This window comes from Novosphingobium sp. Gsoil 351 (assembly GCF_009707465.1).
In the GTDB taxonomy this organism is placed as follows: Bacteria; Pseudomonadota; Alphaproteobacteria; order Sphingomonadales; family Sphingomonadaceae; genus Novosphingobium.
In genome coordinates, this window is record NZ_CP046120.1 from 2,968,081 (window position 1) to 2,988,940 (window position 20,860).

Below are 20,860 nucleotides of genomic sequence, written 5' to 3' on the forward strand. Positions count from 1 at the left end.
CGTATCAGTGATCGCGGTCGAGCCGCACACCGTAAAGCTCCATCCGGTGATCCACCAGGCGGAAGCCGAGCCGCTCGGCAATCTGGCGCTGCAGCGCTTCGAGCTCGGGATCGACGAATTCGATCACGTTGCCGGTCTCGACGTCGATCAGGTGATCGTGATGCGCCTCGGGCGCGGCCTCGTAGCGAGCGCGACCGTCGCCGAAGTCGTGACGATCGAGGATACCCGCCTCCTCGAACAGGCGGACGGTGCGATAGACCGTGGCGATCGAAATCCGCGGATCCTCGATCATTGCGCGTTCGTGCAGCTTCTCGACGTCGGGGTGGTCTTCGCTTTCCGACAGCACCCGCGCGATCACCCGGCGCTGCTCGGTGATGCGCAGCCCTCGTTCGGCGCACAGAGCTTCAAGATCGATCCGTTGATGCACTGTTTCCGCCCTTGGGTTCCGCCAAATCAATCGCCCCGCCGATCATAGACCGGCGGGGCGATTGTTCAACCGGTCCGCTTGGTGCGCGAGCCGGACCGCGCTTCAGGCGGCCGAGGCATCCTTGCGCGGGCGGCCGCGCTTGCCCGGAACTTTGGCGGGCGCCGCCGCCTTCGGAGTCATCTTCGTACCCGGCTTGCGCCCAAGCCCGATCTTCTTGGCCAGTTCGCGGCGCTTTTCCGCATAGGCGGGAGCGACCATCGGATAGTCGGCGGAAAGACCCCAGCGGGTGCGATACTGATCGGGCGTCATGCTATAGTGCGTCATCAGATGCCGCTTGAGCATCTTCAGCTTCTTGCCGTCCTCAAGACAGACGATGTAATCGTTCTTGATCGAAGAGCGCACCGAAACGGCGGGTTCGGGCGGTGCTTCGGCAACGGGCGCGGACGCACCCAGTCCGGAAAGGGCAGCATAGACGTTGGTAATCAACTGCGGCAATTCTCCCACGCCGACGTTGTTGGAACCGACATGAGCGGCGACGATGTCCGAGGTAAGCGTAATCAGCGTCTCGTGCATTTCGTTGTTTGTTTCGGCCATTTTGCGAACTTCCCGAAGTTATTGGTTTAGCAATGAACAGTGCGCATTCGAGATCGTCTAATACCCCATTTCACCCCTGTCCACCACACCACCTGCTGCAAATCGCAGCTCCAGGCAAGTCACAAAAGTAATTGGGTGCAGTGCGGACAAACGATCAACTTGCGCGCAGTAACCGCTGGTAAGTCAAAGCATCGCGGTTGGTGCCGTCGGCTCCGCGATAATAAGCCGGTCGTTTGCCAACCAATTGAAAACCCCGGCTTTCATAAAGTCGCGCGGCCGGGTTGCCAGCCCGCATCTCTAGAAAAATGCGGCTCACGCCGTTGTCCGCGGACGAGCGGCAGAAATGATCGAGCAGCTTTCCCCCGAGGCCGCGGCGGCGGTGGTCCCGTTCGACGGCGAACAGCAACAGCTCCTCGTCATCGAGGACATGACGGGCGAGGAAGAATCCGAACGCGGGGGCAACCGGAGCTTCGCCATCTTCGACGATCGCGCCATCGGCTCCGATCAAGGCGTAGCGGCATGTCCCCAGGATCAGCGCGTCCGCGACCTGGCGGCGGTTCCATGCTTCGCCGAATTGGGGATCGAAAGCGCGGCTCATCACCCCCATGATCGCGTCGACGGGATCGTCGGGGAAGAGCGGCAGCGCGGCCATCGCTCAGGCCGCCACGCCAGACAGCATCGGGCTTGCGGGCAGCCGCGCGTCGGGGCCGCGGCCATAGGCGGGATGGGGATCGGCGATCAGTGCGGAAGTATCGAGCAGCGCGAATTGGCGCGCGTCGGGCAGCAGCGCCAGCGCCTCGCCGTTTGCGCCGCGCAAGCCCTGCAGCGCCTCGGCCTGGCTTCCGCAGACGATCGCGGCGGCACTCTGCGCCGCGGCTTGTTCGGGGCTGAGCGACGCTGGATACGTCAGCGCCGCCCCATCGGCGGCGAACCGCTGGACGAACCATTCGCCGTGGCCGCCCGTCATCGCGACTTCGATCGAGCCCACCCCGGCCCTGGCCCTGGCCATCGCCGCGACGAGCGCCAGCGCGCCATAGCCGACGACCTCGGCGTTCCACGCCAAGGCCAGCGCCTTGGCTGCGGCTAGTCCTACTCGAATGCCGGTAAAGCTGCCGGGCCCGATGTCCACCGCGATCCGGCTCGCCCGCCCGCGCTCGGGTAGGCTCGCGATCATCGGCACCAGTTGCTCTGCGTGGCCGCGCCCGATCGCCCGCCAATTGCCCGCGATCAGGTTGCCCTCATCGAACAGCGCGACCGAACACGCCTCGGTCGCGCAATCGATGGCGAGCGTACGGGTCACACGCCCGAATTCACACGACCGCGTTGAAGCGATCGAACTCCGGCCGCGGGCTGCGCGCGAAGATCGTCGCCGGATCGCCGTAGCCCAGCGTCGAGATAAAGTTCGAGCGGACCCGGGGCTGGTCGGCGAAGAACGCCCTGTCGACCGCCTCGTTGGAAAAGCCCGACATCGGCCCCGTGTCCAGCCCCAGCGCGCGCGCCGCGACAATGAAGTACGCGCCCTGCAGCGACGAATTGCGCAGCGCGTGGATTTCACGCTGGGCGGGATCTGGAAACCAGTGCTGCGCGGTCTGATCGTGGGGGAACAGTTCGGGCAGCTTCTCGTGGAAATCGAGGTCCATGCCCAGCACCACGCTGACCGGCGCGGCGCGGATCTTCTCCCCGTTTTTGGGCAGTGCGCAGGCCGCCAGCTTCGCCTTGGCCTCATCCGAAACGCACCACACCAGCCGCGCAGGGAGCATGTTGGCGCTGGTCGGGCCCAGCTTCATCAGCTCCCAGATTTCATGGAGTTGGGCGGTCGATACCGGCTTGTCGAGATAACCGTTGGAAGTCCGCGCGGTGCGGAAGAGCTGGTCGAGCGCGGCATCGGACAACGGTTCGGGCATGCGGGCTCCTAAGGTTTTAGATAATCCAATCAGCTCGTCACGAACGAACAAGACGACGCGTGCTAAGCCGCCCGCACCTCGTTCACTTCCGGCACGTAGTGTTTTAGCAGGCTTTCGATCCCGTGCTTGAGCGTGGCGGTGGATGAGGGGCAGCCCGAGCACGCGCCCTGCATCTTGAGGAACACCACGCCGTCGCGGAAACCGCGGTAGGTGATGTCCCCGCCGTCGTTGGCGACTGCGGGGCGGATGCGGGTTTCGAGCAGGTCCTTGATCTGCTCGACGATCTCGGCGTGTTCGGGATCGTCGGGGATCATCGCCTCGTCGTCCTCGCCCGGGACCACGAAATCGGCGTTGCCGCCCTGGAAAAGCGGCGCTCCGCTGACGAAATGATCGAGCAGCACGCCCACGACTTGCGGCTTGAGGCGTGCCCCAGTCCGCCCCGTGCCCCGCCGTAACCGCGACGAAATCGCGGCCGAACAGCACGTTGGTCACCTCGCCGGTATCGAACAGCGCCTCGGCCAGCGGGGATGCTCCCGCTGCCTCGGGCGAAGCGAACTCGCGCGTCCCGCTCGCCATCACCTGCTCGCCGGGCAGGAACTTTAGCGTCGCGGGGTTCGGGGTGGTTTCGGTTTCGATGAACATGGGCAACATGTAGGCGCGGGGCGGGAAAGGGGCAAGGTGGGGGCGGGGGCATTCACTGCCGCACTTCACACGCTGGCGCAGACCGATCCCTCCGGCTATCGCGCCTGGATGCAAAGCAAGCTCCGCACCCGCACCGTCCTGCTCGGCGCCCTCGCCTTGGTTCTCGTCGCCGCCGCCGCTCCCAAGCTCGTCAAGACGCTGATCCCGCTGCCGCTCAAGCAGATCATTCCCGCGGGGCAGCGGCAGTGTAATGCCAGGACCGCCTCGGGCCTCGGCACTCTGCAGCTGCGTCCCGGCGCCGCGGTGCGTCCGGCCGCCGGCGATGGGGTGCGGGTCAACTACATCGGCTATCTCGCCGCCACCGGCGAGGTGTTCGATCAGGGGATGGGGGTCGAGTTTCCGGTCCAGGGCGTGATCCCCGGGTTCTCCGAAGGCCTTCAGACGATGGGCAAGGGCGGCGTGTCGCGGCTCTGCATCCCCGCCGCGCTGGGCTATGGCGCCAAGCCGACCGGCCCGATCCCGGCCAACGCCGATCTGGTTTTCCAGGTCGAGCTGGTGGACATTTTGGCTCCGTGAGGTTTCAATCGATCGCGACGGGGCTTGTCGCGAAGCCGAATCTCCCCATTCCTATTCACTAGTCCTTCACCTTTCCGCCGGTTAAGCTTCGCCCATGCGATCGACGACCCGCGCCGCCCGGCGCTTCGCCTTCCTCCTTCCCCTTTTGCTGCTGGGCACCGCGCCCGGCCCGGTGCTCGCCGCGAGCGGCAACAATGTCGCGTGGATCTACAAGGGCAGCGACGTGCCGCAGGATCCGGCGTGGACGTTCGGGACGCTGTCCAACGGGGTGCGCTATGCGGTGCGGCATAACGGTGTGCCGCCCGACCAGGTCTCGATCCGCATCCGCATCGACGCGGGCTCGCTCTATGAGACCGAGCAGGAGCGCGGCTTCGCCCACCTGATCGAGCATCTGACCTTTCGCGAGAGCAAGTACCTCAAGGAAGGCGAGGCGATCCCGATCTGGCAGCGGCTGGGGGCAACCTTCGGCAGCGACACCAACGCCGAGACGACCCCGACCCAGACCGTCTACAAGCTCGACCTGCCTGGAGCGACACCCGAGCATCTCGACGAATCGTTCAAGCTGCTGTCGGGGATGATCGCCGCGCCGATCTTCACCGACCATGGCGTCGCCACCGAACTGCCGATCGTGCTTGCCGAAATGCGCGAGCGCGGCGGCGCGGCGCAGCGCGTGTCCGAGGCCACGCGCAGCCTCTATTTCACCGGCCAGCCGCTCGCCGACCGCTCGCCGATCGGGCGTGAGGATACGCTGCGCGCGGCCACCGCGGCCTCGGTCAAGGCGTTCCACGATCGCTGGTACCGGCCCGAGAACACCGTCATCGTGGTCGCGGGCGACGCCGATCCAGCGCAGCTCGAAGCACTGGTCAAGAAGTGGTTTTCCGACTGGAAGGTCAAGGGCAGGCCGCCCAAGGCGCCCAGCTTCGGGGTGCCCGTGCCGCCCAAGGGGACCGATCCGAAGAACCCGGTGGGCGAAGCCAAGGTGCTGGTCGAGCCCGATCTGCCGCGCGCGGTCAACTACGCGATCCTGCGCCCGTGGAAGCAGGTGAACGACACCATCGTCTACAACCGCGGGCTGATGATCGACCAGCTCGCCCAGGCGCTGATCAACCGGCGGCTGGAAACCCGCGCCCGCGCCGGGGGCAGCTTTCTTACCGCACAGGTCAACCAGGAAGACGTCAGCCGCTCGACCGATGCAACCTTCGTGGCGGTGACTCCGCTGGGCGACGACTGGCAGGCCGCGCTCAAGGACGTGCGCGCGGTGATCGCCGACGCGCTCGCCTCGCCCCCCAGCCAGGCCGAGATCGACCGCGAGATCGCCGAGTTCGACGTCGCCTTCCAGGTGCCGGTCGAGACGGTCGATACCCTCGCCGGGTCCAAAGTCGCCGACGATCTCGTGCGTGCGGTCGACATTCGCGAAACCGTCGCCTCGCCGGCCACGGTGCTTCAGGTCTTCAAGGATATGCGCGCCGACTTCACTCCGCAGGCGGTGCTGGCGCACACCCGCGCGCTGTTTTCGGGCACCGTCACCCGCCCGATCCTGATCACCCCCGGCGCTGGCGACGGGACCGAAGCTAGCTTGCGCCAGGCGCTGATCGACAGCGTCGCGCCCGATGGCTCGAGCCGGGTCTCGGCCGAGCCGCTGGGCTTCGCCGGGCTGCCCGCGATCGGCACGCCGGGCGCTGTCATCGACCAGCAGGCCACCGGGCTGCTCCAGATCGAACGGCTGACCCTGTCGAACGGGGTCAAGGTGTTGATGTGGAACAACGATGCCGAACCAGGCCGGGTGATGGTCAAGGCGCGGTTCGGGCGCGGCTACAGCGCGATCGACCCTAAGGACGCCGCGTATGTCGCGCTGGGCAACGCCGCGTTGGTCGGCAGCGGGCTGGGCTCGCTCGGACAGGATGAGCTCGACCGGATCTCGACCGGGCGCAAGATGGGCTTCGACTTCAGCATCGACGACGGCAACTTCGAGTTTTCCGCCGATACCCGCCCCGCAGATCTGGAGGACCAGCTCTATCTGTTCGCGGCCAAGCTGGCGATGCCGCGGTGGGACGCCAACCCGGTGGTGCGGGCCAAGGCCGCCGCGCGGCTCCAGTACGAAAGCTATCAGTCGAGCCCGCAATCGGTGCTCGAGCGCGATCTCGACTGGCTGCTGAAGGGTCGCGACCCGCGGTTCAAGACGCCGAGCCCGGCGGAGATCGCCGCGACCACACCCGAAGGCTTCCGCGCGGTGTGGGAGCCGCTGCTGGCCAGCGGGCCGGTCGAGGTCGATCTGTTCGGCGATTTCGACAAGGCCAAGGCGATCGCAGCGCTGGAGAAGACCTTCGGCGCGCTCAAGCCGCGCCCCGCCGCGCCCATGCCCGCCTACGCGCCGGCGTTTCCCGCGGCGGTGACGCAGCCGATCGTGCTGACTCATCGCGGCGATCCCAACACCGCCTCGGCGATGGTCGCCTGGCCGACCGGGGCGGGCCGCGCCGGGGTGCGCACCTCGCGCCAGCTCGAGATCCTCAGCCAGCTGTTCAACAACCGGCTGTTCGACCGGATGCGCGAAAAGCTGGGGGCGAGCTATGCCCCCAACGTGAACTCCAATTGGCCGCTCGACCGCCAGACCGGCGGCTATATCGCCGCCACCGCGCAGCTCACGCCCGAAGCGGTCCCGGCGTTCTTCTCCGCCGCCGACGAGATCGCCGCCGACCTCGTCGCCAACCCGCCCACCGCCGATGAACTGGCGCGGATCACCGAGCCGCTCAAGCAGTTGATCAGCCGCGCCGCCACCGGCAACGGCTTCTGGCTGTTCCAGCTCGAAGGCGCCGCGACCGAGCCCACGCGGCTCAACGACGTCCGCTCGATTCTCAACGACTATAGCCAGACCACCCCCGCGGCGATGCAGGCGCTGGCCAGGCAGTACCTCGCGCGGGATCGGAGCTGGCGGCTGGAGGTGATCCCGCAGACCTTGGCACAGGCCAAGGGGATTGCCGTGACGGGGGTTCGTTAGGCACGCCCTTCATTTCCGTGGGATCGCTGGTTCGGCAAACCGGTTACAAACGCCACTTTTGCATTGCCGTACCCCGCGGAGTAAGGGCGTCCCCCGCGAAAGGACGCAAATACCCGTGGCAAGCAACTGGACTCCCCAAGGCTGGACCGGCTTCGAAGGCCGCCACCTGCCGACTTATCCCGATCAGGCGGCGCTGGATGCCGTGACGGCCCGCCTGGGCCGCTTCCCCCGCTGGTGTTCGCTGGCGAGGCGCGCGCGCTCCGGGCCGATCTGGCGCAAGTCGCGGCGGGCAAGGGTTTTCTCCTCCAGGGCGGCGATTGCGCTGAAAGCTTCGCCGAGTTCCACCCCAACACCATCCGCGACACCTTCCGCGTGCTGCTCCAGATGGCGGTGGTGCTGACCTTCGCTAGCAAGCAGCCGGTGATCAAGGTCGGGCGGATGGCCGGCCAGTTCTCCAAGCCGCGCAGCGCGGCGACCGAGATCCAGGACGGGGTCGAGCTGCCCAGCTACCTCGGCGACAACATCAACGGGGTCGAGTTCACCCCGGAGGCGCGCATCCCCGATCCGCAGCGGCTGATGGAGGCCTACAGCCAGTCGGCCGCCACGCTCAACCTGCTGCGCGCGTTCGCCAACGGCGGCTATGCCAACTTGCGCCAGGTCCACCAGTGGACGCTCGATTTCATGGGCCGCACCCCGTGGGCCGATCGCTTTGCCGCCACCGCCGACAAGATCGGCGAGGCGCTCGATTTCATGGAGGCCTGCGGGATCGATCCCGCCACCGTCCCCCAACTCCAGGGCACCAGCTTCTACACCAGCCACGAGGCGCTCCACCTCGCCTACGAGCAAGCGATGACCCGCCAGGATTCGCTGACCGGCGACTGGTACGACACCAGCGCGCACATGCTGTGGATCGGCGACCGGACCCGCTTCGACGGCTCGGCCCACGTCGAATTCCTTCGCGGGGTGGGCAATCCGATCGGGATGAAGTGCGGCCCCAGCCTCGCGCCCGACGCGCTGCTGCGTCTGCTCGACACGCTCAACCCCGCGCGCGAGGCGGGGCGGATGACGCTGATCAGCCGCTTCGGCGACGACAAGGTCGAGGCCGGCCTGCCCCCGCTGGTCCGCGCGGTGCAGCGCGAAGGCCACCCGGTGGTATGGAGCTGCGACCCGATGCACGGCAACGTGATCAAGGCCAACAGCGGCTACAAGACCCGGCCGTTCGAACGCATCCTCGCCGAGGTGAAAGGCTTCTTCGCCGTCCACCGCGCCGAAGGCACCCATGCGGGCGGCATCCACATCGAGATGACCGGTCAGGACGTTACCGAATGCGTCGGCGGCGCGGTGGCGATCACAGCGGAGGCGCTGGCGGATCGCTACCACACGCACTGCGACCCAAGGCTGAACGCGGCGCAGAGTCTGGAGCTGGCGTTCTTGCTGGCCGATATGCTCAATTTGGAGCGCGGGCACCGGGCGAGCGCGGAGGCGGCTTGAGGAGGGAAATTGCATCGTGATCGGATGTGCATGTCGGAGTAGGTAACTGCTGCTCCTCGAATCCGTCCGGTTTACGGTCACCCGATTGCCGCCTGCCGGAACGCGAATCCGATTGGCGTCACGGTCCCCGCGGTTTTCACTCAACCACGCAGCCCGCTTTGACTTCGAACGCAGTCTTATCGACGGCAAGCAGGCTTCGATCGACAGCGTTGACCACCGCGAATTGATAGATCCCCGCTTTGTGAAACAGGCGTTCGGGTACGATTTTCTCAGGCCGCAGTGGGTCGAATTGCTTGGTATCGACGTCAAACACGTTTCGCGTCCTGGCCATGTCCCAGTCGATCGTTTTCGACGGAACGATGATCACTTCGGTGCTAACTTCGCCGCTGTAGGCGTACTAAACGATGCGTAAGCTGCCATCTGGCACGATCACGGCGAATGTGCCCTTGCGATCGGCGTAGCGGCTCGGCAGGACGATGCGGAAATTGGCTGCTGTTGGGGTAAGCTGGGCCGGGTTGCACCCGATCCCCGCAGAGTTCTCATGCGGCAAGGCGGGCATCCGCGTCCGCGCACCGTTGACGCCACGCGTCACCCCATCGAAATTCCCTTGCAGATCGGCCAGCAGGGTGGCGGATGCAGCACTGCCGGGCGACGAAGTGCGGCGAAGTTCGACGCGGAGGTGTGGTTGATCTTCGGACCTGGCCCGGTCCGAACACGCTATCAAGCAAGCCATTAGCACAACGCCGATCAGAGCAATCGTCCCAATCCCAAGATTGGGCCTCGATCTAGCGAAACTGTATGTGAATGTGGTCATTCTCTATGCCCACCGAACCAACCGTTGGATGATTGCGCATGACCGCCAACGGGACACGAGAGTCTGTTCGGTGCGTAAGTCGACATTCCACACTCACGCCAGATCGTCCAACCCAACCCCCAGCGCATCCGCCAGCTTGCGCAAGGTCGCGACCGAGCCCGACTTTGCGCCGCTTTCGATATTGGCGATCTGCACCCGGTTGACGCCGGACGTCGCCGCGAGCGCCGCCTGGGTCAGCCCGCGCAGTTCGCGCCAAACGCGCACTGGGCTCTCGCCGGCGATCAAACGCTTGGCAAACGCAGCCGGGACGAGTTCCTCGTCGCCGCGTGCGATCGCCGCCATCGCGCGGTCGTGTGCGCGCAGGTCGGCGAGGTTCGTGGCGGCGCCGAGCAGGGCCTGATATTCCGCCGCCGGGATGGTCACCATTTCACCCATTGTTCGCTCCTCAATCGTAGACGCCGCCGCGCGGGCCGACTTGCAGCACGGCCAGCACCGCACCGTCGTTCATGATCACCCGCCAGTCGCCGACCCTCAGCCGGATGCCATCGCGCCCCTGAAGCGCGGTGACGTTGTTGGCCTGCGACGCCGGATCGGTCGCGTACGCCTCGATCTTGCCCACGATCCGCGCCGAGGTATTGGCGGGCATCCGCCGGAGCACCTTGATCGCCGCGCGGGTGTAGGTGATCGGCTTCACGGCCTTGTGTAGCTGGAGGCTACAATGTAGTCAATGGCTACGTCGTGCACCCTCTGGCCTCCGTCGCCCCGGCGAAAAGCTGTTGGAATCAAATTGCGCGAGCAAGTTCCTTCCCAGAGGGGCAGGATGCTGGAGGTGGTTTAAGAGTCAGGTCCTTGCAATGTAGGAACTCGCCTGCTCGCATCGGACGATGTTGTCACGACGTCCCTTGTCCTCGGCCTTTCCTGTCGATCGTCCCCAGCGCGCTGCGGTTGGCGCGCGCTGGGGTGGTCGGAGGGCTCGTATCCAAAGGTCACACCCCGGCAGCGACGGACCACTCATCACGCGTCGCCCAAATGCTTGAAATCCATAGACCTTCACGCCCGCAGGCGTACCGAAAGTCACAGAGATTCGCGCGCTGTTTCGTGGTCCACGGTTTCTCCCGATCGGCCCCCCGCGGTGGATCGAGCCGGGCTTGTCGGCGCCCAAGCCCAAATTGATTGCCCCTCCGCGCCCCGCATCCTACCTCTCGGCTTATGACCGCACCCGCCGGAGCCCCGCCCTTGGCCCCCACCACGCTCGATCTCATCGGCAACACCCCGCTGGTTCGCCTCGCCGGGCCGAGCGCGGCGGCGGGGTGCGACATTTTTGGCAAGTGCGAGTTCGCCAACCCCGGGGCTTCGGTCAAGGATCGCGCGGCGTTGTGGATCGTGCGCGATGCCGAGGCGCGGGGAAGCTTGCGGCCGGGCGGGACGATCGTCGAGGGGACCGCGGGGAACACCGGCATCGGGCTGGCGCTGGTCGCCAACGCGCTCGGCTACAAGAGCGTGATCGTGATGCCCGAAACCCAATCGCGCGAGAAGATGGACACGCTGCGCGCGCTGGGCGCGGAACTGGTGCTGGTTCCCGCTGCGCCGTTCTCCAACCCCGGCCACTTCGTCCACACCTCTCGCCGGCTGGCCGAGGAGACGCCGGGTGCGGTGTGGGCCAACCAGTTCGACAACGTCGCCAACCGCCGCGCCCACATCGAAAGCACCGCGCCCGAGATCTGGGAGCAGATGGAGCACCGGATCGACGGGTTCACCTGCTCGGTCGGCACCGGCGGGACGCTCGCCGGGGTCGGACTGGGGCTGAAAGCGTTCGACGAGAGCGTCACCATCGCGCTGACCGACCCGCACGGCGCGGCGCTCTATTCGTGGTATGCTGAAGGCGAGCTGCGCTCCGAAGGGACATCGGTGGCCGAGGGGATCGGGCAAGGGCGGGTCACCGCCAATCTCGAAGGCGCGCCGATCGACACGCAGTTCCGGATCTCGGATGAGGAAGGGCTCGAATGGGTCGCCCGGCTGCTTCAGGAAGAGGGGCTGTGCACCGGGCTTTCCACCGGGATCAACGTCGCCGGGGCGGTGGCGCTGGGGCGGCAGTTGGTGGCCCAGGGCAAGGCCGATGCGCGTGTGGCGACGATCCTGTGCGACACCGGCTTCCGCTACCTCTCGTCGCTCTACAATGCCGAGTGGCTGGCGGCCAAGGGCCTGCCGGTGTTCCCTTGGCTGGCGCAATAGGCTAGAATGCGCACGATGCCCCAGTTCGTGCCGACGACCTCGCCGCTTCCAGATCCGTCGCAAAAGGCGCTGCACTTCGTGCCGCCGACCGTGCGCGAGCGCCGCGCGCAGGCGGTCCACCGGCTGCAGGTGGGGCTGTTCGGGCTGGCCGGGATGCTGCTGCTGGTGGGCCTGGCCAACATCATCATGGACCGCGCGAAGATCAGCGACGATGCGACGGCGGCGTCGTCGGCCGCGGCGGTGACCGCGGCCAAGGTTTCGCCCGAAGGCTCGGCCTCGCCCGCCAACGATCCGCTCGCGGACATCGGCGTGGTGCCGGACATGCCGGCGGCGGGTCCGTCCACCGGCGCGAGCGGCGCGGCGCGTCCGCCGGGCTGACGTTCACAAGCACTTGAAAAGGCTGGCGATTGGCGCGCTCGCCGTTCTGGCGCTCGCGGTTGGCGCGGCGTGGTACGGCAAGGACCGGACTCCGGGCGAGCCGCTGCCGCTGTTCACCAGCCTGCCGATCTACTGGTCCGAAACCCCCGACATCGCGACCGCGCTCGGCCGCGAGGAGCCGCCGCACTGGGCGCGCCAGGCGATCGAGGAAGCGCGTCCCTTGCGCCCGCTGGATACGCTCGACGCCGCGCATCTGCGCGGACGGCGCGACCTGCTGATGATCCAGCCGCGCCCGCTCAGCCCCGCCGAGAACGTCGCGCTCGATAGCTGGGTGGGCGAGGGCGGGCACCTGCTGCTGTTCGCCGATCCGGCGCTGACCGGGCCCAGCGCCTTCGCGCTGGGCGACCGCCGCCGCCCGCAGGACACCGTGCTGCTCTCGCCGATCCTCGCCCGCTGGGGGCTGCGGCTAGAGTTCGACGCCGGGCAGGCCTCGGGCGAGCATGTCGCTGAAATCGGCCAGGCAAGGCTGGCGGTGAACCTGCCGGGCCGCTTCGCCGCCCAGTCCGGCGGGAGAGCGGACGGGACCTGCCGGATCGAAGCCGGAGGACTGGCCGCCGGGTGCCGGATCGGCAAGGGCACGGTTCTGGCCATCGCCGACGCCGCGCTGTTCGAACCAGCCGACGACGCGACGCCTCGCGAGACCGCCCTCGCAGTCTTGCTCGAGCGCGCGTTCTAGCCCCGCGCATTTCGGGGAAATCGCGGGACGAAGGCCAGCACTTGCCTCGGTCCCGCTGAGTCGCGCTGTAAACCGTTGATTTCTTGTGAGAACAAAGCAAGAATAGCAAGCTTGCAAGCAAGATCGCGACCGAACGGCCTGCATATTTATCAACAGTTTACCGTGTTATCCCGCAATTTCCCGCATTTTTCCCTTTCCGCCCCGCCCGGGTAGGGTTAAGGAATTCTTCCATCGGAACGACCCGAGCAGCACCCGGCGGGGTGATCCGGCAGCGCATGCGCGTTGCCGGGGGAGGAAGGTCGTTACGCATCGGGGGCGGGGTAATCGGGCGCGTGACGGACAGGCCGTACAGTTTCCACGGTGTCGGGTTCTCGTCGCGCGGCGAGAAAGGCCGCTTCGTTCTGCCGCCCACCTTCCGCAAGGCGGTCAAGGAAGCTTCCGGCAACGCACGCATCCTGTGCCTCAACAAGCACGACCGCTGGCCCTGCCTGACCGGCTTCGGCACGTCGCGCCGTGACTTCATCCCCGACCAGGTCGATAAGGAGGAAGCCGCCGCGGTGGCCCGCGGCGCCGAATTCGACCGCGACCTGCGCTTCGGCCAGCTCAGCGGGTTCATCGACGTTCCGTTCGACGAATCCGGGAGGTTCGTGTTCCCCGACTACCTTGCCACGCTCGCCGGGCTGGATGGCGCTGCGTTCTACAACGGCAACGGACCGTTCTTCACGATCTGGAACCCAGCCGCGCTGGCCAAGATGGGTGCGGGCTTCGAGGCGATGCAGGCGGCGTGCAACGCGCTCGCCGATGAAGCCAGGGGCAAGCGGGCATGACCGCGGCGCCGCACATCCCGGTCCTGCTCGACGAAGTCGTCGCCGCGCTGAACCCGCGGTCGGGGGACGTTCTGGTCGACGCCACCTTCGGCGCGGGCGGCTATACTCGCCGCCTGCTCGACGCCGGGGCCACGGTCCACGCCTTCGACCGCGATCCCGATGCGATCGCAGCCGGGCAAGGTTGGTCCGAAACCGCCGAGCAGCCGCCGCGGCTGGTGCTCCATCCCCGGCGCTTTTCCGAACTGGCGCAGGGCCTGGCCGAAGCCGGCGTCGCGCAAGTTCACGGGGTGGTCTTCGACATCGGGGTCAGCTCGATGCAGCTCGACCAGGCGGCGCGCGGGTTTGCGTTCTCCAGCGACGGCCCGCTCGACATGCGGATGAGCCAGTCCGGCCCGAGCGCGGCGGATTTCCTCAACGAGGCCGATGAGAGCGACATCGCCGACGTGCTTTATCGCTATGCCGAAGAGCGCCAGTCGCGCCGCGTCGCCCGCGCCATCGTCGCCGCGCGGCCGCTGGCGACCACCGGTGAGCTCGCCCGCGTCGTCCGCAAGGCGCTCGGCTATCACGCGGGGGCGCCGAAGGACCCGGCGACGCGCAGCTTCCAGGCGATCCGCATCCATGTGAACGGCGAACTCGACGAGCTGGTCACGGGCCTCGCCGCGGGTGAGCGGGTGCTGGCGCCCGGTGGCCGCCTCGCGGTGGTCGCGTTCCACAGTCTAGAGGACCGCATCGTCAAGCAGTTCCTGCGCGAGGCGAGTGGGGCGCAGGGCGGTGGTTCGCGTCACCTGCCGCAAGTCGCCCCCGCCGCTGCGCCGACGTTCACCCAGGTCAGCCGCGCGATCCGGCCTGGCGCCGCCGAGGAAGCCCGCAACCCGCGCGCCCGCTCGGCCACCCTGCGCCACGCCACCCGCACCGAAGCGCCCGCGCGGAGCCTTGCGGCATGATCGCCTCGCGCACGTCGCTGCGGCGGATCGGCTGGGCGGCGCTTCTCGCGGTGTGCTGCGCGCTGCTGTTCGCGCTGTCGCTGCGGGTCAATGCGCTCAAAAGCGAAGTCCGCCGCGCCGAGAACCGGATCGTCGCGCTGCGGACCGAGACGATGTACCTCGAGACCGAGTACGAGACGCGCTCCAACCAGCAGCAGTTGTCTGCATGGAACGCGGTCGATTTCGGCTACGTGGCGCCCAATGCCGGGCAGTACATGGAGAATGTCCGCCAATTGGCCGCGCTGGGCAAGGCCGCCGCGCCGGACGCGCCCGCGCCGATCCGTGTCGCCAGCGCTCCGACCGAGGCCCCCGGGGTCATGCCCGCGATGGTCTCGCCGCTGACGGGCAAGCCGCTTGGTGCCGAAGACGAAGCCGAGGACGCCGCCCCGGTCGATCACGACACCGCGGCCGCCGCGCTCGACGATCGCCTGGGCAAAGTCGAGCACGACCGACCGGCCACGCCCGGCAGGTCGACGAAAGCCGAGAAAAAGCCGTCCAGCGAAGGCGTCAGGCCATGAACGCGCTGACCTATTCCACCGCGCTCGCCAGCGGCCGGGTCCAGCTCGCCAACGTGCGCCAACGCTCGCTGCTCGTCGCGCAAGTCCGCTTGCTGGTGGTGCTGCTGCTGTTCGCGTTGGCCGCGGTTGCCTGCGTCATGCGCATCGTGATGCTCGGCGTGGTCGAGCCCGCGCCGCGTTCGTCGTCGCTGTATGAGGCGCTGTTGCCCAGCCGCGGCGAGATCGTCGACCGCAACGGCGTGGCGCTTGCCCGCGCGTTTCCGGCCTATGCGCTGTGGTATAACCCGCAGGCGCTCGGCAGTGGCACGCCCTTGGTCAAATCGCCCGGGGAGGTCGCGCACGCCCTCGCGCTGGTCTTTCCCGATGCCGACGAGGCCGACCTGTTGCGGCGTTTGAAGGCGGGCAAACCCGGATATCTCCACCGCCGCGTCCTGCCCGAACAGGCCAATCGCATCCACGCGCTGGGCGAGCCCGCGCTCGAATTTCCGCGCGAGCCCGATCGGTTCTATCCGCAAGGCAGCCTCGCCGCGCACGTCCTTGGCTTCGTCGCCGCCGATGGTCACGGCCGGGTGGGGATGGAACAGGTGTTCGACAAGCAGCTCACCGATCCGGCGCTGCGCGCCCGGCCGGAGATGCTCTCGCTCGACATGCGGGTGCAAGGCGCGCTCGAGGATGAACTGAGCCGGGGCATGCTCGAAACCGACGCGATCGGCGCCGCCGGGGTCGTGCTCGATGTCGATAGCGGAGAAATCCTCGCGCTCGCCTCGCTGCCCTCGTTCAACCCCAACCGGCCGGATCAGGCGGTCAACCGGCTGGTGTTCAACAAGGTCACCAACCAGGTGTACGAGCTTGGCTCGACCTTCAAACCCATCACCGTCGCCGCGGCGATCGATGCCGGGACGATCACCAACCTGGCCAAGCGCTATTCGGCTGCGCCGATCCAGATCGATGGGTTCACGATCAAGGACAGCCACAACATGGGGGCGAGCCTGAATGCCCCCGAGGCACTGATCCATTCGTCCAACATCGTCACCGCCCACATCGCCGACGAGCTCGGCGCCGACCGGCTCAAGGCGACGATGATCGCGCTGGGGATGAACGAGCGGCCTTACCTGGAGCTGCCGGGCCGGGGCTTTCCCCTGTTCCCCCGCGATCCGAAGTGGGCGCGAATCACCAACATGACGGTCAGCTATGGGCATGGTATCGCGGTCACTCCGCTGCACCTCGCCTCGGCCTATGCGGCGCTGGTCAACGGCGGGATCTGGCGCCCCGCGACGCTTCAGATGCTCGAGCCAGGCCAGGCTCCGCGCGGGCGCCGCGTGTTCAAGGCCTCGACCAGCGCGCGGATGCGTCAGTTGCTGCGGATGATCGCGGTCTACGGCACTGGTCGCAAGGCCAACGCAGCGGGTTTCCGGGTCGGCGGCAAGACCGGCTCGGCGGAAAAGCCCGGCGCCAACGGCGGCGCGTACAAGAAGAACGCGGTGGTCGCGACCTTCGCCGCCGCGTTTCCGATGGACCGCCCGCGTTACGTGATTATCGCCATGCTCGATGAGCCCAAGGGCACCGCAGCCGCGTCGGGCCAGCGGACCGCGGCGTGGAACGCGGCGCCGGTGGTCGGGCGGGTCGTGCCCCGGATCGGCCCGCTGCTCGGCGTCGTGCCCGACGACAGCCGCGACATCGACCTGACCGACCTCGCCCCGCTTATCCCCCACGGGGGCGGCGAGTGACGCTCGCGCGGCTTGCCGCCGAAGCGGGGATCCAGCTCGACGGCGACGGCGCGCAGACGGTTACCGGGTTCGCGATCGATCACCGCAAGGTCGCGCCCGGAACGGTGTTCGGCGCGTTCCAGGGCGCGGTCGTCAATGGCGAGGACTACATCGACGCCGCGGTTGCAGGGGGGGCCGTGGCCGTGGTCGCACGTCCCGAAGCGGTCGTGCGCGGCGCGGTCCACATCGCCGACCGCAAACCCCGCCGCGCCTTCGCCCGGCTCGCCGCGCAGTTCTTCGTGCCGGTGCCCGATACCATCGTCGCGGTGACCGGGACCAACGGCAAGACCTCGACGGTCGAGATGACCCGCCAGTTGTGGCGGATGGCCGGCGAACGCGCAGCCTCGATCGGCACGCTTGGCGTGACCACGCCCGACGAGAGCGTCTCCACCGGGCTGACCACGCCTGACATCGTCACCTTCCTCGCCAACCTCTCGGGCCTGGCGCGCGAGGGCGTGACCCATGTCGCGTTCGAGGCGTCGAGCCACGGCCTCTCCCAGTACCGCAACGAGGGCGTGGCGGTGAAGGCGGGGGCGTTCACCAACCTCAGCCGCGATCATCTCGATTACCACGCGACGATGGACGACTATTTCGCGGCCAAGATGCGGCTGTTCCACGAGGTGGTGGAGGATGGCGGGCGCGCGGTGATCTGGGCCGACGACGGCTGGTCCGCCAAGGCTTGTGAGCACGCTGCAAAGAGGGGTCTTGGCGTGTTCACGGTGGGCGAGCGGGGCGATGGCATTCGCCTCCTCGCCCGCCATCCCGGCCAGCTTGGCCAGGTGCTGGAGATCGAGCACGCGGGTGAGCTCCGCACGGTCAAGCTGCCGCTGATCGGGGACTACCAGGCGGCCAACGCGTTGGTCGCGGCGGGGCTGGTGCTGGCCACGGGCGGCGATCCGGCGGCGACCTTCGACGCGCTGGCCCGGCTCCAGCCGGTGCGCGGACGGCTGGAACGCGCGGCGATCAGCCGGGCGGGCGCGCCGGTCTATGTCGATTACGCGCACACCCCCGACGCGCTGGAAGCCGCGATTGCCGCGCTGCGCCCCCATGTGACCGGGAGGCTGATCACCGTGTTCGGCGCCGGCGGGGATCGCGATGCGGGCAAGCGGCCTCAGATGGGCGTAGTCGCGGCGCGCGCCTCGGACGAGGTCATCGTCACCGACGACAATCCGCGCGGCGAAGACCCCGCCGCGATCCGTCGCGCAATTCTGGATGCGGCACCGGGAGCCACCGAAATCGGGGACCGGCGTTCCGCCATCGCCGAGGCCATCCGCCGGGCCGGGGCCAACGACATCGTCCTGATCGCGGGCAAGGGCCACGAGCAGGGCCAGATCGTTGGCGCGGGCGAGGCCATGCGCATCCTGCCGTTCGACGACGTAACCGTGGCGCGCGAGTGCGCCGTACCCCCACCTTCCGGAGTTTGATCCCCATGGCTTCCCACCCCGCGCTGCTCGCCTGGCCTGTCGCCGCTTCGGACGAATACGGCCTCGCCCTGTGGTCGGCCCCCGCGGTGGAGGCCGCAACCGGTGGCCATGCCAGCGCCGATTTCGAGGCTTCGGGCGTCGCGTTCGACAGCCGTGAAGTGGGCGAAGGCGACCTGTTCGTCGCGCTCAAGGGCGAGGCCGCGGACGGCCACGCCTATCTCGACCAGGCGTTCGCCAGGGGGCGCCGCCGCGGCGATCGTCGACCGCCCGATACATCGCCCGCATGTGCGCGTCCGTGACACCTCAAGCGCACTTGAGGGTCTGGGAATCGTCGCGCGCGGCAGGGTCGATGGGCAGGTGATCGGGGTTACCGGATCGGCCGGCAAGACCGGCGTCAAGGAGGCGCTGTTCGCCGCGCTCGATCGGGCCAGCCGGGGCAAGGCGCATCGCAGTCTGAAGAGCTACAACAACCATGTCGGGGTTCCGCTGAGCCTCTCGCGGATGCCCGCGCGAACGAAGTTCGGGGTGTTCGAGATGGGGATGAATCACCCCGGCGAGCTCAGCGCTCTGACCCGGCTGGTACGCCCAAACGTGGCGATCGTGACGACCATTGCCCCAGCCCATATCGGCTTTTTCAAGGACGAGGCGGCGATCGCAGACGCCAAGGGCGAGATTTTCGAAGGTCTGGTGCCAGGTGGCACCGCGATCGTTCCCGCCGACAACCCGCACTTCGCCCGGCTGCGTGACAAGGCGCGCGAGCATGCCGCGCATATCGTCTCGTTCGGGCGCAGCCCCAGGGCCGATGTCCGCCTGCTCGACACGATCCGCGCGCACAACGGCGGCACGCTGATCACCGCCGATCTCGGCGACCGGCGGATCTGCTTCACCGTCGGCATGGCGGGCGAGCACTGGGTGACCAATGCCCTGGCGGTGATTGCCGCGGTGCGTGCGGTCGGCGCCGACCTCGGCGCGGCGGGGCTTGCTCTCGCCGAGATGGAAGGTCTCGCGGGACGCGGCCAGCGCCACACGATTGTGGCCAAGGGCGGCGACGGCAGCGGGGCCGCGCTGCTGATCGACGAAAGCTACAACGCCAACCCCGCGTCGATGCGCGTGACGATCGAGGAACTCGGCCGCACGACAGCGCGGCGGCGGCTCGCGGTGCTGGGCGCGATGAAGGAACTGGGCGACGCGGCGGAGCGCTATCACGCCGAACTCGCCGACCCGCTTGAACTTGCCGGGATCGACCGCGCGGTGCTGGTGGGCGACGAAATGCGCGGATTGGCGGAGGCGCTGGGGAAATCCGGCAGCGGTGCGCTTGGCAAGCGAATCGATGTGGCGCATGTCGCCGATGCCGCCGAGGCGCTGGCGCTGCTCGAGGGCGAGGGCCTGCAGGGCGGCGACGCCGTGCTCGTCAAGGGATCGAATTCGGTGGGACTTGCCGCGATCGTCCGCGCACTGACCGCCCGGGAAGAAAACAACGCCTGATGCTCTATTGGTTTGCCGACATGATGGGGTTCGAGGGAATCACCAACCTCGTGCGCTATCAGTCGTTTCGCTCCGGTGCGGCGCTGCTGACCGCGCTCGCGATCGGACTCCTGATCGGCCCGCGTTTCATCGCGATGCTGCGCGTGCGCCAGGGCAAGGGTCAGCCGATCCGCGAAGACGGGCCCCAGACCCACCTCGCCAAGCGCGGCACCCCCACGATGGGCGGGCTGATGATCCTGACCGCACTGATCTGCGGTCTGCTGGTGTGGATGGATATTTCCAGCCGCTATGTCTGGGCGTGCGTCGCGGTGACCGCGGGGTTCGGGCTGATCGGTTTTCTCGACGATTGGGACAAGGTCCGCAAGGCCAGCCACAAGGGCGTGTCGGGCCGGGTGCGGCTGCTGGCGGAGTTCGTCGTCGCCGGGATCGCGGCGGCGCTGATCGTCACCGATACCAATCTCTACGTCCCGTTCTTCTCCAATCTCTATATCCCGCTGGGTCCGTTCTACTATCTGTTCGCGGCGTTCGTGATCGTCGGCGCGGGAAATGCGGTGAACCTGACCGACGGGCTCGACGGTCTGGCGATCATGCCGGTGATCATCGCGATGGGGACGTTCGCGATCATCGCCTATCTGGCGGGCCGCGCCGACTATGCGCGCTACCTGGGCATCCCGCACGTGCCCGGCGCGGGCGAACTGGCGATCTTCTGCGCCGCGGTGATGGGCGCCGGTCTCGCGTTCCTGTGGTTCAACGCGCCGCCCGCGGCGGTGTTCATGGGCGATACCGGCAGCTTGGCGCTCGGCGGAGCACTCGGTGTTATCGCGGTCGCCGCGCACCATGAGATCGTGCTCGCCATCGTCGGCGGGCTGTTCGTGTTCGAGGCCGCCTCGGTGATCATCCAGGTGTTCTGGTACAAGCGCACCGGCAAACGAGTGTTCCGCATGGCCCCGGTGCACCACCATTTCGAACAGCTCGGCTGGGCCGAATCGACCGTGGTGATCCGCTTCTGGATCGTCTCGATCGTGCTCGCGCTGATCGGGCTGGCGACGCTGAAGGTGCGGTGAGGCG

20 protein-coding genes and 3 pseudogenes are annotated in these 20,860 nt (G+C 67.7%); 13 read left to right on the top strand and 10 right to left on the bottom strand.

Annotation, left to right across the window (positions count from 1 at the left end):
• Window positions 1-4: 4 nt before the first annotated feature.
• From GKE62_RS14340 to GKE62_RS14365, 6 genes and pseudogenes are all read right to left on the bottom strand, one after another.
• Window positions 5-427, bottom strand: coding sequence for a Fur family transcriptional regulator (locus tag GKE62_RS14340; protein ID WP_154692832.1), 423 nt, complete (start codon window positions 425-427; stop codon window positions 5-7).
• 102 nt (window positions 428-529) lie between these two features.
• The gene (locus tag GKE62_RS14345) at window positions 530-1,021 is read right to left on the bottom strand and encodes a MucR family transcriptional regulator (protein ID WP_154692833.1); all 492 of its coding nucleotides are present in this window, start codon (window positions 1,019-1,021) and stop codon (window positions 530-532) included.
• Window positions 1,022-1,175: 154 nt separating this feature from the next.
• Entirely contained in the window at window positions 1,176-1,673 is a 498-nt protein-coding gene (locus GKE62_RS14350; protein WP_230206715.1) for a GNAT family N-acetyltransferase, read from the bottom strand.
• A 3-nt stretch (window positions 1,674-1,676) separates the two neighbouring features.
• Window positions 1,677-2,321: a tRNA (adenosine(37)-N6)-threonylcarbamoyltransferase complex dimerization subunit type 1 TsaB gene (tsaB, locus tag GKE62_RS14355; RefSeq protein WP_154692834.1), complete on the bottom strand. Its 645-nt coding sequence runs from the start codon at window positions 2,319-2,321 to the stop codon at window positions 1,677-1,679.
• Between the two features lie 10 nt (window positions 2,322-2,331).
• Entirely contained in the window at window positions 2,332-2,925 is a 594-nt protein-coding gene (locus tag GKE62_RS14360) for a malonic semialdehyde reductase (protein ID WP_154692835.1), read from the bottom strand.
• A 62-nt stretch (window positions 2,926-2,987) separates the two neighbouring features.
• Window positions 2,988-3,567: pseudogene (locus GKE62_RS14365) on the bottom strand (NifU family protein).
• Between the two features lie 36 nt (window positions 3,568-3,603).
• Between GKE62_RS14365 and GKE62_RS14370 the strand changes: the two are divergent.
• From GKE62_RS14370 to GKE62_RS14380, 3 genes and pseudogenes are all read left to right on the top strand, one after another.
• On the top strand, window positions 3,604-4,143 hold the full coding sequence (locus tag GKE62_RS14370) for an FKBP-type peptidyl-prolyl cis-trans isomerase (RefSeq protein WP_230206716.1): 540 nt from the start codon (window positions 3,604-3,606) through the stop codon (window positions 4,141-4,143).
• 94 nt (window positions 4,144-4,237) lie between these two features.
• Entirely contained in the window at window positions 4,238-7,138 is a 2,901-nt protein-coding gene (locus tag GKE62_RS14375; RefSeq protein WP_154692836.1) for a pitrilysin family protein, read from the top strand.
• A 115-nt stretch (window positions 7,139-7,253) separates the two neighbouring features.
• Window positions 7,254-8,629, top strand: a pseudogene (locus GKE62_RS14380) (class II 3-deoxy-7-phosphoheptulonate synthase).
• A gap of 136 nt (window positions 8,630-8,765) precedes the next feature.
• On the opposite strand, the gene GKE62_RS14385 reads toward GKE62_RS14380, so the two are convergent.
• From GKE62_RS14385 to GKE62_RS14400, 4 genes are all read right to left on the bottom strand, one after another.
• The gene (locus tag GKE62_RS14385) at window positions 8,766-8,996 is read right to left on the bottom strand and encodes a hypothetical protein (RefSeq protein ID WP_154692837.1); all 231 of its coding nucleotides are present in this window, start codon (window positions 8,994-8,996) and stop codon (window positions 8,766-8,768) included.
• Window positions 8,997-9,026: 30 nt separating this feature from the next.
• On the bottom strand, window positions 9,027-9,221 hold the full coding sequence (locus GKE62_RS14390; protein ID WP_154692838.1) for a hypothetical protein: 195 nt from the start codon (window positions 9,219-9,221) through the stop codon (window positions 9,027-9,029).
• 315 nt (window positions 9,222-9,536) lie between these two features.
• Complete coding sequence (locus GKE62_RS14395; RefSeq protein ID WP_154692839.1) at window positions 9,537-9,878, bottom strand: helix-turn-helix transcriptional regulator; 342 nt, start codon at window positions 9,876-9,878, stop codon at window positions 9,537-9,539.
• Between the two features lie 10 nt (window positions 9,879-9,888).
• On the bottom strand, window positions 9,889-10,137 hold the full coding sequence (locus tag GKE62_RS14400; protein ID WP_154692840.1) for a type II toxin-antitoxin system RelE/ParE family toxin: 249 nt from the start codon (window positions 10,135-10,137) through the stop codon (window positions 9,889-9,891).
• 515 nt (window positions 10,138-10,652) lie between these two features.
• Between GKE62_RS14400 and GKE62_RS14405 the strand changes: the two genes are divergently transcribed.
• The 10 genes and pseudogenes from GKE62_RS14405 to mraY all read left to right on the top strand — a co-directional run bounded on the left by GKE62_RS14405 (window position 10,653) and on the right by mraY (window position 20,856).
• On the top strand, window positions 10,653-11,675 hold the full coding sequence (locus GKE62_RS14405) for a cysteine synthase A (protein ID WP_154692841.1): 1,023 nt from the start codon (window positions 10,653-10,655) through the stop codon (window positions 11,673-11,675).
• A 15-nt stretch (window positions 11,676-11,690) separates the two neighbouring features.
• Window positions 11,691-12,053, top strand: coding sequence for a hypothetical protein (locus tag GKE62_RS14410; protein ID WP_230206717.1), 363 nt, complete (start codon window positions 11,691-11,693; stop codon window positions 12,051-12,053).
• A 13-nt stretch (window positions 12,054-12,066) separates the two neighbouring features.
• Window positions 12,067-12,789 (top strand): DUF4350 domain-containing protein, encoded by a 723-nt coding sequence (locus tag GKE62_RS14415; RefSeq protein WP_154692843.1) that lies wholly within the window; start codon window positions 12,067-12,069, stop codon window positions 12,787-12,789.
• Window positions 12,790-13,121: 332 nt separating this feature from the next.
• Window positions 13,122-13,616, top strand: a complete 495-nt coding sequence (locus tag GKE62_RS14420) for a division/cell wall cluster transcriptional repressor MraZ (RefSeq protein WP_154692844.1) — start codon at window positions 13,122-13,124, stop codon at window positions 13,614-13,616.
• Window positions 13,613-14,560 carry a 16S rRNA (cytosine(1402)-N(4))-methyltransferase RsmH gene (gene rsmH, locus GKE62_RS14425; RefSeq protein ID WP_154692845.1) on the top strand — a complete coding sequence of 316 codons (948 nt, stop codon included), beginning with the start codon at window positions 13,613-13,615 and terminating at the stop codon, window positions 14,558-14,560. The genes GKE62_RS14420 and rsmH overlap by 4 nt, the downstream gene beginning before the upstream one ends.
• Window positions 14,557-15,117, top strand: a complete 561-nt coding sequence (locus tag GKE62_RS14430) for a hypothetical protein (RefSeq protein ID WP_154692846.1) — start codon at window positions 14,557-14,559, stop codon at window positions 15,115-15,117. The genes rsmH and GKE62_RS14430 overlap by 4 nt, the downstream gene beginning before the upstream one ends.
• Window positions 15,114-16,844 (top strand): penicillin-binding protein 2, encoded by a 1,731-nt coding sequence (locus GKE62_RS14435; protein WP_154692847.1) that lies wholly within the window; start codon window positions 15,114-15,116, stop codon window positions 16,842-16,844. The genes GKE62_RS14430 and GKE62_RS14435 overlap by 4 nt, the downstream gene beginning before the upstream one ends.
• Complete coding sequence (locus tag GKE62_RS14440; protein ID WP_154692848.1) at window positions 16,841-18,307, top strand: UDP-N-acetylmuramoyl-L-alanyl-D-glutamate--2,6-diaminopimelate ligase; 1,467 nt, start codon at window positions 16,841-16,843, stop codon at window positions 18,305-18,307. The genes GKE62_RS14435 and GKE62_RS14440 overlap by 4 nt, the downstream gene beginning before the upstream one ends.
• Before the next feature lie 5 nt (window positions 18,308-18,312).
• A pseudogene (murF, locus tag GKE62_RS14445) lies at window positions 18,313-19,792 on the top strand (UDP-N-acetylmuramoyl-tripeptide--D-alanyl-D-alanine ligase).
• Window positions 19,792-20,856: a phospho-N-acetylmuramoyl-pentapeptide-transferase gene (gene mraY, locus GKE62_RS14450; RefSeq protein ID WP_154692849.1), complete on the top strand. Its 1,065-nt coding sequence runs from the start codon at window positions 19,792-19,794 to the stop codon at window positions 20,854-20,856. The pseudogene murF and the gene mraY overlap by 1 nt, the downstream one beginning before the upstream one ends.
• The last annotated feature ends 4 nt before the right edge of the window (window positions 20,857-20,860 follow it).